At 72.9% G+C, this 14993-nt stretch carries 16 protein-coding genes; 12 read left to right on the top strand and 4 right to left on the bottom strand.

Features of this window, described 5'->3' with window-relative positions; translation table 11 throughout:
• The first annotated feature begins 70 nt into the window (after positions 1-70).
• The 4 genes from ACH4S8_RS19020 to ACH4S8_RS19005 all read left to right on the top strand — a co-directional run bounded on the left by ACH4S8_RS19020 (position 71) and on the right by ACH4S8_RS19005 (position 4194).
• Positions 71-1288, top strand: coding sequence for an NYN domain-containing protein (locus tag ACH4S8_RS19020; protein WP_398395351.1), 1218 nt, complete (start codon positions 71-73; stop codon positions 1286-1288).
• A 287-nt stretch (positions 1289-1575) separates the two neighbouring features.
• Positions 1576-2550, top strand: a complete 975-nt coding sequence (locus tag ACH4S8_RS19015; RefSeq protein ID WP_398395903.1) for an ABC transporter ATP-binding protein — start codon at positions 1576-1578, stop codon at positions 2548-2550.
• Positions 2551-2636: 86 nt separating this feature from the next.
• Positions 2637-3458 (top strand): ABC transporter permease, encoded by an 822-nt coding sequence (locus ACH4S8_RS19010; protein WP_398395901.1) that lies wholly within the window; start codon positions 2637-2639, stop codon positions 3456-3458.
• Positions 3459-3492: 34 nt separating this feature from the next.
• Positions 3493-4194, top strand: a complete 702-nt coding sequence (locus ACH4S8_RS19005; RefSeq protein ID WP_398395349.1) for an AAA family ATPase — start codon at positions 3493-3495, stop codon at positions 4192-4194.
• A 352-nt stretch (positions 4195-4546) separates the two neighbouring features.
• Here ACH4S8_RS19005 and ybaK read toward each other — a convergent pair whose 3' ends face one another.
• The 4 genes from ybaK to ACH4S8_RS18985 form a co-directional block, all read right to left on the bottom strand.
• On the bottom strand, positions 4547-5044 hold the full coding sequence (ybaK, locus tag ACH4S8_RS19000) for a Cys-tRNA(Pro) deacylase (RefSeq protein WP_398395347.1): 498 nt from the start codon (positions 5042-5044) through the stop codon (positions 4547-4549).
• Between the two features lie 17 nt (positions 5045-5061).
• Positions 5062-5802: an LON peptidase substrate-binding domain-containing protein gene (locus ACH4S8_RS18995; protein ID WP_398395345.1), complete on the bottom strand. Its 741-nt coding sequence runs from the start codon at positions 5800-5802 to the stop codon at positions 5062-5064.
• 11 nt (positions 5803-5813) lie between these two features.
• Positions 5814-6866 (bottom strand): hypothetical protein, encoded by a 1053-nt coding sequence (locus ACH4S8_RS18990; protein ID WP_398395343.1) that lies wholly within the window; start codon positions 6864-6866, stop codon positions 5814-5816.
• Positions 6867-7229: 363 nt separating this feature from the next.
• On the bottom strand, positions 7230-8807 hold the full coding sequence (locus ACH4S8_RS18985) for an oxidoreductase (RefSeq protein ID WP_398395341.1): 1578 nt from the start codon (positions 8805-8807) through the stop codon (positions 7230-7232).
• A gap of 175 nt (positions 8808-8982) precedes the next feature.
• On the opposite strand from ACH4S8_RS18985, the gene hisD reads away from it, so the two are divergent.
• The 8 genes from hisD to hisF are packed head-to-tail and all read left to right on the top strand — an operon-like array spanning position 8983 to position 14771.
• Positions 8983-10332 carry a histidinol dehydrogenase gene (hisD, locus tag ACH4S8_RS18980; protein WP_398395339.1) on the top strand — a complete coding sequence of 450 codons (1350 nt, stop codon included), beginning with the start codon at positions 8983-8985 and terminating at the stop codon, positions 10330-10332.
• Positions 10329-11465, top strand: a complete 1137-nt coding sequence (locus tag ACH4S8_RS18975) for a histidinol-phosphate transaminase (RefSeq protein WP_398395337.1) — start codon at positions 10329-10331, stop codon at positions 11463-11465. Before hisD ends, ACH4S8_RS18975 begins: the two co-directional genes overlap by 4 nt.
• Positions 11462-12055 (top strand): imidazoleglycerol-phosphate dehydratase HisB, encoded by a 594-nt coding sequence (gene hisB / locus ACH4S8_RS18970; protein ID WP_037623339.1) that lies wholly within the window; start codon positions 11462-11464, stop codon positions 12053-12055. Before ACH4S8_RS18975 ends, hisB begins: the two co-directional genes overlap by 4 nt.
• A complete protein-coding gene (locus ACH4S8_RS18965) occupies positions 12052-12216 on the top strand; it encodes a hypothetical protein (RefSeq protein ID WP_037623340.1) in 165 nt (54 codons plus the stop codon). The genes hisB and ACH4S8_RS18965 overlap by 4 nt, the downstream gene beginning before the upstream one ends.
• The gene (hisH, locus tag ACH4S8_RS18960; RefSeq protein ID WP_398395334.1) at positions 12207-12854 is read left to right on the top strand and encodes an imidazole glycerol phosphate synthase subunit HisH; all 648 of its coding nucleotides are present in this window, start codon (positions 12207-12209) and stop codon (positions 12852-12854) included. Before ACH4S8_RS18965 ends, hisH begins: the two co-directional genes overlap by 10 nt.
• Positions 12851-13576, top strand: a complete 726-nt coding sequence (gene priA, locus ACH4S8_RS18955) for a bifunctional 1-(5-phosphoribosyl)-5-((5-phosphoribosylamino)methylideneamino)imidazole-4-carboxamide isomerase/phosphoribosylanthranilate isomerase PriA (protein ID WP_398395332.1) — start codon at positions 12851-12853, stop codon at positions 13574-13576. Before hisH ends, priA begins: the two co-directional genes overlap by 4 nt.
• On the top strand, positions 13573-14019 hold the full coding sequence (locus ACH4S8_RS18950; RefSeq protein WP_398395330.1) for a RidA family protein: 447 nt from the start codon (positions 13573-13575) through the stop codon (positions 14017-14019). The genes priA and ACH4S8_RS18950 overlap by 4 nt, the downstream gene beginning before the upstream one ends.
• A complete protein-coding gene (hisF, locus tag ACH4S8_RS18945) occupies positions 14016-14771 on the top strand; it encodes an imidazole glycerol phosphate synthase subunit HisF (protein ID WP_398395328.1) in 756 nt (251 codons plus the stop codon). The genes ACH4S8_RS18950 and hisF overlap by 4 nt, the downstream gene beginning before the upstream one ends.
• The last annotated feature ends 222 nt before the right edge of the window (positions 14772-14993 follow it).

The following is a 14993-nucleotide window of genomic DNA, read 5'->3' as shown; positions in this document are numbered from 1 at the left end:
TTAACCTCCGCACGGTCGGGCAGACTCCAAGGAAGCCCGAAGCAAACCTCCCGGAAAGAGGGTGGACCGCGTGGACCGCTGCATCGTCCTGGTGGACGCCGGGTATCTGCTCGGGGCCGCCGCCAGTCTCCTCGCCGGGGAGCCTTCGCGATCCCGGATCACCGTCGACCACACCGCCCTCATCCAGGGTCTGCGCGAGCGCGCCGAGTCCGACACCGAACGGCCCCTGCTGCGCATCTACTGGTTCGACGGCGCCCCCGACCGTGTACCGCAGCCCGAGCACCGCAGGCTGCGCGTGATGCCGCGGGTGACGGTGCGCCTGGGCGCGCTGACCCGCAGCGACGGACGGTGGGCACAGAAGGGCGTGGACGCCGCCATGCACGCCGAGCTGACCGAGCTGGCGCGCAACCGCGCCTGCTCCGACATCGTCCTCGTGACCGGCGACGGGGACCTGCTGCCGGGCATGATGGCCGCCAAGGAGCACGGCGTGGCCGTACACCTGTGGGCCGTGCAGGCCGCGGACGGCGACTACAACCAGTCCGAGGACCTGGTGGCCGAGGCCGACGAACGGCGGGTCCTCGACCGCGCCTGGATCATCAAGGCGGTCCGTGCCAAGGAGATCGGCGGGATCTGCGCCCCGCCGCCGGCGCCCCGCCCGGAGATCGCCGCGATCCTCTCCGCACCGCTGCCCGAGTCGGCGCTCGCCGCCGCGGCCGACCGGTCCGTCCAGGAGACCGAGCACCACCAGGCGGCCGAGGCGCAGAACGGCGCCCAGGAGCGGGTGCCCTCCCCCAAGGGGGTCCCCACCCCGAAGGACCTGGCCGCGCTCCGCGGACCCGGTACCCAGCCCGCCCAGCACCCCGCGAACGCGACACTGCGCTGGTCCTCGGACAAGGGCTGGGTCGACCGTCCCGGCGGCACCATGGAGTCCCCGGAGGCCGCCGCGCTGCCCACGCTCGCCCAGCTCACCTCCGCCGAGCAGCGCTGGGCCGACCGCGAGGAGGACATCACCACGGTCGGCGGCGACCCGTACGAGGTCGGGCAGGTCTTCGCCCGCCGCTGGATGGAGCGCCTCACCGACCCGAGCCATCTGCAGAAACTGTCGGCGATGTACCCGCGGGTCCCCCATCGGGTGGACGGCGAGCTGCTGCGCTACGCGGCCCGCTTCGGCCTGCTCGCGCACAAGGACGACCAGATCGACGAGCACGACCGCTATGCGATCCGGGCCGGATTCTGGCGGGAGATCGATGTGCGCACCGCGACGGAGCACGCGCCCGTCGGGGAGTGAGACACGCGCCCGTCAGGGGTGTGAGGTACGCGCCCGGCGGGGCGTGAAGTGCGCGCCGGGCGGAGGGCGAGGCACGCGGCGGTCGGGGGCGAAGCGCGAGCCCGGCGGGGAAGTGGGGCACGCGCCCGGCGGGGTGACCCGAGGCCGTCCGTGAAAGGCCCGCGGAGGCCCTCGTCCGGGGGGCGTCACCGGCCCGGTCGCATGACAGGGCCCCGGACCACGTACTCTCGTCCTTCGTGAGTACGCGCACGGCACAGGCAGCACCGACGGGGCACAGGGGCGATGTCGTGTGCGCCGTGCGAGATCTCACCAAGACCTATCCGGCCGTCCGCGGCCGGCGCGGCACCCCGGCGGCACCCGAGGTCAGGGCCACCGACGGGGTCCGTCTGGACATCCGCCGCGGCGAGATCTTCGGCCTGCTCGGGCCGAACGGCGCCGGCAAGTCCACCCTCGTGCGCCAGCTGACCGGGCTGATGCGCCCCGACAGCGGCAGTGTCGAGATCCTCGGGCACGACATCGTGCGCCACCCCGAGCGGGCGGCCCGCATCCTCGCCTACCTCGGACAGGAGTCCACCGCCCTGGACGAGCTGACCGTGTCCCTCGCCGCCGAGACGACCGGGCGGCTGCGCGGGCTCGACCTCCGCGCGGCGCGGGCCGAACGGGACGCCGTCCTCGACGAACTGGGCCTGACCCCGATCGCCTCCCGCCCCCTGAAGAAGCTCTCCGGCGGACAGCGCCGACTGGCCTGCTTCGCCGCCGCGCTCGTCGGGCGGCGCCCGCTGCTGGTCCTCGACGAGCCCACCACCGGAATGGACCCCGTCGCCCGGCGCGCCGTGTGGGCCGCCGTCGACCGGCGCCGCGCGGAACAGGGCGCCACGGTCCTGCTCGTCACCCACAACGTCATCGAGGCCGAGACGGTCCTCGACCGGGTCGCCGTCCTCGACGAGGGGCGGATCATCGCCTGCGACACCCCGGCCGGACTCAAGGAACAGGTCGCGGGCGAGGTCCGGGTCGAACTCGTCTGGCGCGAGAGCGCCCCGCTGCACGTTCCCGAGGTCGCCGCGCTGCGGGCCCGCGCCGTCGAGTCGGGCCGCCGCTGGACGCTGCGGCTCGCGCCCGAGGAGGCCCGCACGGCCGTGGCCACGGTCACCGGCGGAGCCGCCTTCGCGGCGCTCGACGACTTCACGCTGGCCACGCCGAGCCTGGAGGACGTGTATCTGGCCCTCGGCGGCCACGCGACGCAGGGACTGGTGAAGGCGTGAGTGCCCAGGGCGTGGAATCCGTACGGGAGAGGGGCGTCGTACGTGAGCGGAACAGGACGGCTGCCGACGAAGGGGAGCAGTTCGACGTGAGTGCCGTACCCGCTGGAGTCCTGCCGGGCGGCGCGCTGCCCCTGGCCGGGGACGCCGGAGCGGCCGCGGAGCTGGGGCCGCGGGCGCGGCTCGTGCCCTCGCTGGCCGCCGTGTACCGGGCGCAGCTCTCCCGGGCCCGCGTCGCCCGGATCCCGCTGCTGTTCGTGGCGACCTTCCAGTCCCTCGGCATCATGGTCATGATGCGCGGGGTGGTGGACGGCGGCACCGAGGCCCGGGCCGTGGTCGCCGGGTCCACGGTCCTGGTCGTCGCCTTCGTCGCCCTCAACCTGCTCGCGCAGTACTTCGGGCAGTTGCGGGCGAGCGGCGGGCTCGACCACTACGCGACGCTGCCGGTGCCGCCGGCGGCCGTGGTGCTCGGGGCCGCGGCCGCGTACGCCTCCTTCACGGTGCCCGGCACCGTCGTCACCGCCGTCTTCGGGTGCCTGCTCTTCGGGCTGCCGCTGGCCCATCTGTGGGTGCTGGCCGCGGTCGTCCCGCTCGCGGGTGCCGCGCTCGCCGGGCTCGGGGCCGCGTTCGGACTGCTCGCGCCGCGGCCCGAGCTCGCCACCCTGCTCGGCCAGCTGGGCATGTCCGCGGCCCTGCTGCTGGGCGTCCTCCCGGCGGACCGGATGCCGGCCCCGGTGCAGTACCTGCGGGACCTGCTGCCCTCGACCTACGGCGTCGAGGCCTTCGCCCGCACCTTCGGGGCCCGTCCCGACTGGGCCGTCGTCCTCGGTGATCTGGCCGTCTGCGCCGGAGTCGGGGCCCTCTCGCTGGCTCTGGCGGCCTGGGCCTACCGCCGGGCTGCCGTCCGGTGACGCGGCCGTCGGCGGGGCCTGGCACGATGGCAGGGTGACCGCTCCGCTGACTCCACCTCCGCCGCCGCACGAACAGTCCCCCGAGGACCGGCGGGAACCGTACCCCGCCTGGCAGACCCAGCCCGCTCCCGGCCCGGCGGGTTATCCCGTGTACCCGGGCGCGTACGAGGTCTCCTACGGACAGGACGGACCCGGGATGAAGACCGAACTGCGGGAGGCCGCCGTGATCACGGTCGCGGTCGCGCTCGCGGGGGCTCTGCTCGGGGTGCTCTGGGCGTGGCTGACGCCGCATGTCCCGCTGGTCGCGGACGCCACCGCGGTGTACCTCAAGGACACCGAGGGCGAGCAGGCGATCGGCGTCGACGGGACGTTCACGTTGCTCGCGCTGGGCTTCGGCGCGGTGAGCGCCCTGGTCGTGTTCCTTCTGCGACGGCGTGGCGGGGTGCCCCTGGTGATCGGGCTCGCCCTGGGCGGCCTGCTCGGATCGCTGCTCGCCTGGCGGGTCGGGATCTGGCTCGGACCCCCGCAGAACGTGGTCGCGCACGCCAAGGCCGTCGGCAAGGGCGTCACGTTCTCCGCGCCGCTGAAGCTCGGGGCCAAGGGCGCGCTGCTGGCGTGGTCCCTGAGCGCCCTGGTGGTCCACCTCGGCCTCATGGCCCTGTTCGGCCCCCGGGACCCCGATCCCTACCAGCAGCACCCCCACCCGGCGACGCCGCCGGGACCTCCGGCCGCCTAGGGCCTGCCGTACGGGCTTCGGGCCGTACTCGGGCTTCGGTGGGTCAGGGCCGGCCGGACGCCGGGAGATCGGCTGTCCGGCCGGCCCTTCGCTGCGGGGCGTGGGTCAGGCGGGACGGCGACCGTGGTTGGAACGGCCCTTCTTGATGCGCCACTTGCGTTTCCGCGTTCTCTTCGACATGCCCCTCGTGCTTAACCGAAGGGGAGGCATCCGTCGAGGGGCCGCGCAGACCGTGACGGCCGCCGTCGTCGAGAGCCCGCCATCGGTACGACGGGCGCCGCCGGGCGGGCGGCATCGGTACGGCGAGGGCCGGCGCCGACGGTCCGGGTGCCGCCGCCGGGCGGGCGGCGGGTCAGGTCCGTCCGACGGGCGCGGACACCGCCTCCGTGAGCTGCGCGAGGTCGGCGGGGGAGAGTTCGACCTCCAGGCCGCGGCGGCCCGCCGAGACGCAGATCGTGGCGTGCCCGGAGGCCGAGGAGTCCAGCACCGTGCGGAGCCTCTTGCGCTGGCCGAGAGGCGAGATGCCACCGCGGACGTACCCGGTCGTGCGCTCGGCCGCCGCGGGGTCGGCCATGGCCGCCCGCTTGCCGCCCACGGCCGTGGCGAGGGCCTTGAGGTCGAGGGAGCCCGCCACCGGGACGACCGCGACCACGAGCGCGCCGTCCACGTCCGCCACCAGGGTCTTGAAGACCCGCTCCGGCGACACGCCCATCGCCTCGGCCGCCTCCTCGCCGTAGGACGGGTGGGCGGGATCGTGCTCGTAGGCGTGGACGGTGAACGGGACGCCCGCCTCCGTCAGCGCCACCGTGGCGGGCGTGCCGCCGGACTGCTTCTTCGCCTTCTTGGCCATCGGTCTTCTCGCAAGCGTCAGTTCAGGCTGGTCGGGCCGCGCGTCAGGTCCGACGCGGGCAACGACGGCAGATTACGGATGATGGCCGTCTCGGCGCGCAGCACTTTCAGTTCCTCGCGCAGCCGCGAGGCCGTGTCGGGGGCCTGCAGCAGCCGCTGTCTGGCCGGGATGTCCAGCATCACTGCGGCGGCGACGAGGTAGGAGACGACCGCCGGCTCGTCCGGCAGGTCCGCGCCGGTCGACAGCGAACGCTCGCGCGCTCCGGCCAGCCGCTTCTGGTACTGGCGGAAGGCGCGCAGGACCCCCTCGGCGAGCGCTCCGGCCTCGTCCCCCGGGTCCTCCGGGAGTTCCTCCAGCTCGGCCGTCAGGAACGCCCCCGAGGCGTCCACCGACAGCAGCCGGACCCGTGTCGTGCCGGTCGCCAGCACCTCGAAGCTGCCGTCGGCGCGCTCCCGGATGGTGGCCGCGTCCGCGACGCAGCCCACCTCGTGGAAGGCCTTGAGCGGATCGTCACCGAATCCGGCGGCGGGCCCGCGGTCGGGGACGGCCGCCGGGTCGGGCATGCCGGGCGCGCTGGGCGAGACCTCATGGCCGTCGCGGACGGCGACGACGGCGAAGCGCCGGGGCGTGTCCTCGGGTGTCTTGAGCAGATCGCGCATCATGGCGCGATAGCGCTCCTCGAACACGTTCAGAGGAAGCACGAGCCCGGGGAACAGCACCGAGTTCAGGGGGAAGAGCGGGAGCCGGACGGTGGTCACGACGGGAAAGCCTAATGGTCGACGGGGCGGACGAGTCCGCCGTGCCCGCTCCACAGCGGCCGGCGGGGCGCGTGGTCGCGCAGCGGAAGCCCCGAGGCGACCTCCAGACGGACTCCGTCGCGCAGCTCCAGGTACTGGCCGAGGGGGTCGTCGGAGATCCTGGCCCAGGGGAACGAGGTCACGTACGGGCCGATGAGCCGCAGCTGCTCCAGGGCGTCCTGCCAGCGCTCCAGCCGGACCAGGACGTACGTCAGCAGGTTGCGCACCTCGGCGGGCCACGGGTCGGCGGCGGCGTAGGCCGCGGAGACCGAGATCGCGAGGTCGGCCGCGGCGTCCAGGCGCTCGCGCGGCACCTGGGGACCGCCGCCCTCGGTGAGATAGGCGAAGGCCGCGCGCACCGGCAGCGCCTGGACCAGGGAGCCGGGCAGCGCGTCCTGCGCCGCGGGCTCGGCGAAGTCGAAGCACTCGCTGTGCGAGCCGTACCAGGCGGCGGAGAGGTACTGGAGCGCGGCCACGTGACAGCCGTAGTGGTGCGGGGAACGCCGGACGGCCTGGGCCCACAGCCCCTCGAACTCGGTGTGCCCGGCGTTGGTGCCGCGGGCGTGGTCGAGCGCGATCCGCCACGGCACCGGGTCGTGCGGATCGGCCTCGGCGGCGGACATGATCAGCGGAGCGACCTCGCGCAGCAGTTCCACCCGTGCGGGCGACTCCCATCCGCGGCGCAGTGCGAGCTCGGCCCTGACGAGGAGGGCGTCCGGGTCGTGCGGGTCGTCCGCCTGCCACCGCCTGAGCCATGCGTCGCGGGAGCGGGCGAAGGTGGCGAGACGCATCGCGTACCGGTCCCGGTCCTCCCACTCGGCGGACTTGCGGGTGGTGGCCAGGAGTTCGGCCGCGGGGGCGTACTCACCGCGGGCCGCCGCGACGAGTACGGGGCCGAGCCGGTGGTCGGGGGCGTCCAGCAGCACCTCCTCGTCGGCCGGCAGGCCGGCGGCGAGGCGCGAGGTGTTCCGTGCCATGCGGGCGGTACGGAGGAGTGCGCTCAGTAGTGCCATGGTGACGACCATTGAAAACCGCAGGTCGGAGCTGTGCCAGAGGTGCTCGGTGACGCTTTCGTAAATGCCGTTTGGTTGTGCGCCGCGCGGTCAAGGACGGGTAAAGGGGTTGTGTGGGTCCGGTGTGCACGGGCCGTGAGAGGGGGCTCGGACCGGCGTGCCGGAGGGGCGTGCAGGTCTCGGGCCGGTGCGCCGGAGGGGCGCGAGAGGCTCGAACCGGCGCACGGGAGGGGGTACGAGGCCCGGACCGGCGGACCTCCACGCCGTGCCGCCGGTGCGCGCCGTGCGGCTCCGGTGTCCGCCGTGCCGCCCGGTGCCCGCCGTACGCCCCCCGGTGGCAGCGCGGCGCCCTGGTGGAAGCGAGGTGCTCCGGGGTCAGCCGCGGCGCAGCAGCCGGGTGGCTCCGGCGGCCACCGTCGTCGCCAGGATCCAGCCGAGGAGGACCACCACCGCGGCCATCCACTGCCAGCCGCCCCGCAGTTGCCAGTTCCCGGCCTGACCCAGGTCGATGACCGGCAGCAGCAGATCCAGGGCGTAGAGCGAGGCGTTCCACGCGGGGTGCCCGCCGTTGACCGGCCGGTGGTCGGCGTGCGCGAAGGCGACCGACGTGGCGGCCCACAGCACCGCCATCCACAGGGCGGCGCGCCCGGGGCGGTACCCGTAGGCGACCGTCCAGTCCTGGGCGTAGCCCCAGAACTTGGCGGCCAGCGGCAGGGTCTCGCGGCGGCGGCGCTGCTTGGCGAGCAGCACCTCGCGGGCGTCCTCGTCCTCGCCGGAGTCGCGCAGCACGGCGGCGAGCCGCTCGTAGGGCTCCGGTGCGTACTCGGCGGTGGACGCCGCCACCCACTCCAGGCGCCGGGTCAGCGGGAAGGCGCCCTGCGGGACCAGGTTCTCGTACGTGAAGCCGCCCATGTGCAGGCTGCCGGGGCCCGGCCAGCTGGACGCCCGGTCGACCAGGTTGACGACCCGCGCGCCGGACAGCACGACCTTGCCGCGCTCGGGCCGCTCCCCGAGGAAGCGCAGTTCGGGCGTCTGGACCCGCAGCAGCGACAGCTCCTGGTCGTCCCCGAAGGTGAAGCGGGCCCGGTCGAAGTCGACCGCGTCACCGAAGCGTCCGTCGTCCAGACGGATCCCGCCCTGGCACTCGAACCGCTGCACCAGGGTGCCGCGCGCCGGGGTGGTGCCGCTGGTCATCAGCGGATTGCCGAGGCCCGCCGGGGTCATGTAGAGCGTGCGGTTGACCGTCAGCTGGGGGGCGTTGAGGGCGAGCCGGGTGTACGGATTGCTGAGCCTGCTGCCGCGCAGGCTCAGCGACACGCCGACCGTCGCGCTGCGCAGGCTGAGTTCGCCGTGCGACTCCAGCATCTCGGCCTGCAGGTCCTGTCCGACCATCATGCCGTCGCCGGTGATCGAACGCCCGCGCCGGTCCCGGTAGACCACGGCCTGGTTGAGCAGCAGATCCGTGCCGATGTGCGCGTCGGTCAGCCGTACCCCGTTGTGGAAGTGGCAGCGCGGCAGATGCAGATCGCCCTCGGTGTGCAGCCGGGCCGCCTCCAGCCGGGGCACCGCGCAGTTCTCCAGGCGCAGCGTGGTGAACCGGGACTCCGGCAGCAGCACCTCCTTCTCGAACCGGCACCCCTTCAGCTCCACGTACGGCACCACCGTGCCGCCCGCGAGGTCGAGCACACCGGTGATCCGTACGCCCGTCAGCTTCAGGGACGCGACCCGGCCCTGGAGGGCGGGCGGCCCGTCGAGCAGCAGCCAGGCCACTATCCGGGCCCGGACGCTGCGTTCGGGTCCCCAGGGATGGCCGCCGTGCGGATCGTCGACGGTCGTGTCCCCGCTGCGCAGGTCGTACACGCTGCCGTTGCGGAACGCCTGCCACATCCCGGCCTCGGCGGCGGTCAGCTCGTCCGGCAGGTCCCCGGTGCGCAGACCGGCACCCTCGGTCACGGCACGTCACTCCCTTCCCGGCCTACCCGTGGGTTCGTACGTCCGTGCAATGCCCGCTCAGTGACGACCCGAACGCTCCTGGTGAAGGGGATCACGCACGGGAGGCGAAGGTGGCTTGTATCAGCCATTGATACGGGCGTCCGGCGCCCTGCCGCCGTCTGAGAGAATTGAGTCCGTGATCTCCCGAATCGATCTGCGCGGCGACACCCTCCCCGAGGGCCCCGCCCTGCGCGACCTGCTGCCCCGAGCCGACTTCGACGTCTCGGCCGCCCTGGAGAAGGTGCGACCGATCTGCGAGGCCGTGCACCATCAGGGAGACGCGGCACTGATCGACTACGCGGAGAAGTTCGACGGAGTACGGCTCACGTCCGTGCGGGTTCCGGCCGAGGCCCTCGCCGACGCCCTGGAACAGCTCGACCCCGCCGTGCGCGCGGCCCTGGAGGAGTCCATCCGGCGCACCCGTCTCGTCCACCGCGAACAGCGCCGTACGACGCACACCACGCAGGTCGTGCCCGGTGGCTCGGTCACCGAGAAGTGGGTGCCGGTCGGCCGGGTCGGGCTGTACGCGCCCGGCGGCCGCTCGGTGTACCCCTCGTCCGTGATCATGAACGCCGTCCCGGCACAGGAGGCGGGCGTCCCCTCCATGGCGCTGGCCTCCCCGCCGCAGAAGGAGTTCGGCGGCCTTCCGCACCCGACGATCCTCGCCGCCTGCGCGCTGCTGGGCATCGACGAGGTGTACGCGGCCGGCGGCGCCACGGCCGTCGCGATGTTCGCGCACGGTACCGAGTCCTGCCCCGCGGCCGACATGGTCACCGGACCGGGCAACATCTGGGTCGCCGCGGCCAAGCGCTACTTCACCGGCAGGATCGGCATCGACGCCGAGGCCGGCCCGACCGAGATCGCGGTCCTCGCGGACGACACCGCCGACCCGGCGCACGTCGCCGCCGACCTGATCAGCCAGGCCGAGCACGACCCGCTCGCCGCCGCCGTCCTGGTCACCGACTCGCCGGCCCTCGCGGACGCGGTGGAGAAGGAACTGGAGCCGCAGGTCGCGGCCACCAAGCACATCGACGACCGGATCGTCCCGGCCCTGACCGGCCGGCAGTCCGCGATCGTCCTCGTCGACAGCGTCGAGGAGGGACTCAAGGTCGTCGACGCGTACGGCGCCGAGCACCTGGAGATCCAGACCGCGGACGCGGCGGCGGTCGCCGACCGGGTCAGGAACGCCGGAGCGATCTTCGTCGGCCCGTGGGCCCCGGTCTCGCTCGGCGACTACGCGGCGGGTTCCAACCACGTCCTGCCCACCGGCGGATGCGCCTGCCACTCCTCGGGCCTGTCCGTCCAGTCCTTCCTGCGCGGCATCCACATCGTCGACTACACGAAGGACGCGCTCGCCGACGTCGCCCATCACGTGGTGACGCTGGCGGAGGCGGAGGACCTGCCCGCGCACGGCGCGGCGGTCAAGGCAAGGTTTGTCGGAGACGAACAAGTGTCGCGCGGCTGGAAGGTACCCGAGGGCAAGTGACTGGCATCGACGATCTCCCCGTACGGGACGAGCTGCGCGGCAAGACCCCCTACGGCGCACCCCAACTCGACGTCCCCGTACGCCTGAACACCAACGAGAACCCGTACCCGCTGCCCGAGCCGCTCGTCGAGCGGATCACCGAGCGGGTCCGCGAGGCCGCCCGCGGCCTCAACCGCTATCCCGACCGGGACGCGGTGGAGCTGCGCACCGAGCTGGCCGCCTATCTGACGAAGACCGGCAAGCACCCCGTCGGCCTCGAGAACGTCTGGGCCGCCAACGGCTCCAACGAGGTCATCCAGCAACTGCTCCAGACCTTCGGCGGCCCCGGTCGCAGCGCGATCGGCTTCGAACCGTCGTACTCGATGCACGCGCTCATCGCGCGGGGCACGGGCACGGCCTGGATCTCGGGCCCGCGGGGCGAGGACTTCACCATCGACCTCGTCGCCGCCGAGCGGGCCATCGCCGAGAACCGGCCCGACGTCGTCTTCATCACCAGCCCCAACAACCCCACGGGCAACGCCGTCCCGCCCGAGACGGTCCTCGCGCTCTACGAGGCCGCGCAGGCGGCGAAGCCGTCCATGGTCGTGGTCGACGAGGCCTACATCGAGTTCAGCCACGGCGAGTCGCTGCTGCCCCTGCTCGAAGGACGGCCGAATCTCGTCGTCTCCCGGACGATGTCGAAGGCCTTCGGCGCGGCCGGACTGCGCCTCGGCTACCTCGCCGCCGCCCCCGCGGTCGTGGACGCCGTCCAGCTCGTCCGGCTGCCGTACCACCTGTCGGCCGTGACGCAGGCGACCGCGCTGGCCGCCCTGGAGCACACCGACACCCTGCTCGGTTACGTGGAGCAGCTGAAGGCCGAACGGGACCGGCTGGTCACCGAGCTGCGCGCGATGGGCTACGAGGTGACCGAGTCGGACGCGAACTTCGTGCAGTTCGGCCGGTTCGCCGACACCCACGCGGCCTGGCAGCGGATCCTCGACCAGGGTGTCCTGGTCCGGGACAACGGCGTACCGGGGTGGCTGCGGGTCTCCGCCGGCACCCCGAAGGAAAACGACGCGTTCCTCGACGCGGTACGTGAACTACTGGGCTCTGCGGGGGAGAACCCCGCATCCCCGAAGGAGCAGAGCGCATGAACCGCGTAGGACGCGTGGAGCGGGTGACGAAGGAGACGTCGGTCCTCGTCGAGATCGATCTCGACGGCTCCGGCAAGGTCGACGTGGCCACCGGCGTCGGCTTCTACGACCACATGCTCGACCAGCTCGGCCGGCACGGTCTGTTCGACCTGACCGTCAAGACCGAGGGCGACCTGCACATCGACTCGCACCACACCATCGAGGACACCGCCCTCGCGCTCGGCGCCGCCTTCAAGCAGGCCCTCGGCGACAAGGTGGGCATCTACCGCTTCGGCAACTGCACCGTCCCGCTGGACGAGTCCCTCGCCCAGGTGACCGTCGACCTGTCCGGCCGCCCCTACCTCGTGCACACCGAGCCCGAGAACATGGCGCCGATGATCGGCGAGTACGACACGACGATGACCCGGCACATCCTGGAGTCCTTCGTCGCCCAGGCCCAGATCGCCCTGCACGTGCACGTCCCCTACGGACGCAACGCGCACCACATCGTGGAGTGCCAGTTCAAGGCGCTGGCCCGGGCCCTGCGTTACGCCTCCGAGCGCGACCCGCGCGCAGCCGGCATCCTCCCCTCCACTAAGGGCGCACTGTGACAGGCCTTTCCAGCATTCTCATCGTCGTCGGTCTCTTCCTCGCCGGAGGGATCTACTCCTTCGTCAAGCAGGACATGCCGAAGAGCCTTGTCGTGCTGCTCTCCATCGGCGCCGCGATGTGCCTCGTCGCGGGCGTCATGCGGCTGGAGGTGTGGAGTTGAGCGAGTCCAAGAAGGTCGTCGTCTTCGACTACGGCTTCGGGAACGTACGCTCCGCCGAGCGCGCCCTCGCCCGCGCGGGCGCCGAGGTCGAGATCACCCGCGACTTCGACGCCGCGATGAACGCCGACGGACTGCTGGTGCCGGGCGTCGGCGCCTTCGCCGCCTGCATGCAGGGCCTCAAGGAGGCGCGCGGCGACTGGATCATCGGCCGCCGGCTGTCCGGCGGACGCCCCGTCATGGGCATCTGCGTCGGCATGCAGATCCTCTTCACCCGCGGCATCGAGCACGGCGTGGAGACCGAGGGCCTCGACGAGTGGCCGGGCACGGTCGGACCCCTGGAGGCCGACGTCGTGCCCCACATGGGCTGGAACACCGTCGACACCCCGGAGGGCTCGCAGGCCTTCGAGGGCCTCGACGCCGACGCGCGTTTCTACTTCGTCCACTCCTACGCCGTCCACGACTGGTCGCTGGAAGTCGGCAACCCCTTGCTGCGCGCCCCCCTGGTGACCTGGTCCACGCACGGCAAGCCCTTCGTGGCGGCCGTCGAGAACGGCGCCCTGTGGGCCACCCAGTTCCACCCCGAGAAGTCCGGCGACGCCGGAGCCCAGCTCCTCTCCAACTGGATCGGAACACTGTGAGCAAGCTCGAACTCCTCCCTGCCGTCGACGTCCGCGACGCCCAGGCCGTCCGTCTCGTGCACGGCGAGTCCGGGACCGAGACCTCCTACGGCTCCCCGCTGGAGGCCGCCCTCGCCTGGCAGGGCGCCGGCGCCGAGTGGCTGCACCTCGTCGACCTGGACGCCGCGTTCGGCACCGGCGACAACCGCGCGCTGATCGCCGAAGTGACCAAGGCGATGGACATCAAGGTCGAGCTGTCCGGCGGCATCCGCGACGACGACACCCTCGCCGCCGCCCTCGCCACCGGCTGCACCCGCGTCAACCTCGGCACCGCCGCCCTGGAGACCCCCGACTGGGTCGCCAAGGTCATCGCCGAGCACGGCGACAAGATCGCGGTCGGCCTCGACGTCCGCGGCACGACCCTGCGCGGCCGCGGCTGGACCCGCGACGGCGGGGACCTCTACGAGACGCTGGCGCGCCTCGACTCCGAGGGCTGCGCCCGTTACGTGGTCACCGACATCGCCAAGGACGGCACGCTCCAGGGCCCGAACCTGGAACTGCTGCGCAATGTGTGCGCGGCGACCGACCGCCCGGTGGTCGCCTCCGGCGGCGTGTCCTCGCTGGACGACCTGCGGGCCATCGCCGACCTCGTGCCGCTCGGCGTCGAGGGCTCGATCGTCGGCAAGGCCCTGTACGCCAAGGCGTTCACCCTCGAAGAGGCCCTGGCGGCGGTAGCCCGGTGAGTTCCGTACGGCGCGTCACGACCGGGGCACCCTGGGAGGACGTCTTCGGTTACTCCCGCGCGGTGGAGCTGCCGAACGGCCTGGTGCTGGTGTCCGGCTGCACCTCCGTCGTCGACGGCCAGATCGCCGAGGGCGACCCGTACGAGCAGGCGGTCAACTCCTTCGGCGCCGCGTTCGCGGCGCTGGAGCAGCTCGGCCTCGGCCGCGACGACGTCGTCCGTACGCGGATGTACATCACCCACGCCCGGGACGTGGAGGCCGTCGGCCGCGCCCACAAGACGCTCTTCGACACCGTCCGCCCCGCCGCGTCCATGATCATCGTCGCGGGTCTGGTGGACTCGCGTCTGGTGGTCGAGGTCGAGGTGGAGGCGTTCCGTTCCGACCCGCACCCCACAGAACGGTCCGGCGAGGACCTCACAGAACAGGGAGAAGCGCAGTCATGACCCTGGCGGTCCGAGTGATCCCCTGCCTGGACGTGGACAACGGCCGGGTCGTCAAGGGCGTCAACTTCCAGAACCTGCGCGACGCGGGCGACCCCGTCGAGATGGCGAAGGTGTACGACGCCGAGGGCGCCGACGAGCTCACGTTCCTGGACATCACCGCGTCCTCGGGCAACCGTGAGACCACCTACGACGTGGTGCGCCGCACGGCCGAGCAGGTTTTCATCCCCCTGACGGTCGGCGGCGGTGTCCGCACCGCCGAGGACGTCGACAAGCTGCTGCGGGCCGGCGCCGACAAGGTCGGCGTCAACACGGCCGCCATCGCCCGCCCCGAGCTCATCCGCGAGATCGCGGAGCGGTTCGGGCGGCAGGTGCTCGTGCTGTCGGTGGACGCGCGCAGGACCGAGGGCGGTTCCTTCGAGGTGACCACCCACGGCGGTCGTCAGGGCACCGGCATCGACGCCGTCGAGTGGGCGCATCGGGCCGCCGAGCTGGGCGCGGGCGAGATCCTGCTCAACTCGATGGACGCCGACGGCACGAAGGACGGCTACGACATCGAGATGATCGAGGCCGTACGCAAGCACGTCACCGTTCCGCTGATCGCCAGCGGTGGCGCGGGCCGGCTCGACCACTTCCCGCCGGCCGTCGGGGCGGGCGCCGACGCGGTGCTGGCCGCGTCCGTCTTCCACTTCGGCGATCTGCGGATCGGTGAGGTCAAGGAGACCCTGCGCGAGGCCGGGCACCCCGTCCGCTGACACCAGGCCGATGCCTTTCACGGCCCGCATCACGGCCCGCACCCGGGCAGCCTTCGCCGCCGGGTGCGGGCCGTGTCCGGTCGGGGACGCGTCCCGTCCGGTGGGCCGGGCCGAGAAGACCGGCGCACGCCCCTAGGTACCGACTGGGCGGTATGTCATCCTGCGGGATCAGGAGGTCCCGAGCGCCCGTGTGCCGCGTGTCGGCCGCCCGGGCCGCCCGGA

This window comes from Streptomyces sp. NPDC021080, assembly GCF_044333225.1.
Taxonomy (GTDB): Bacteria; Actinomycetota; Actinomycetes; order Streptomycetales; family Streptomycetaceae; genus Streptomyces.
Note: the sequence above shows the minus strand (reverse complement) of the source record. Positions and strands in the feature narration are given on the sequence as shown.

What these genes read in the sequence shown, in the direction of transcription:
- ACH4S8_RS18990 (WP_398395343.1), bottom strand. Translation starts at nt 6,866, where the DNA reads ATGGTCGTCACCATGGCACTACTGAGCGCACTCCTCCGTACCGCCCGC.
- hisB (WP_037623339.1), top strand. Translation starts at nt 11,462, where the DNA reads ATGAACCGCGTAGGACGCGTGGAGCGGGTGACGAAGGAGACGTCGGTC.
- hisF (WP_398395328.1), top strand. Translation starts at nt 14,016, where the DNA reads ATGACCCTGGCGGTCCGAGTGATCCCCTGCCTGGACGTGGACAACGGC.
- ybaK (WP_398395347.1), bottom strand. Translation starts at nt 5,044, where the DNA reads ATGGCCAAGAAGGCGAAGAAGCAGTCCGGCGGCACGCCCGCCACGGTG.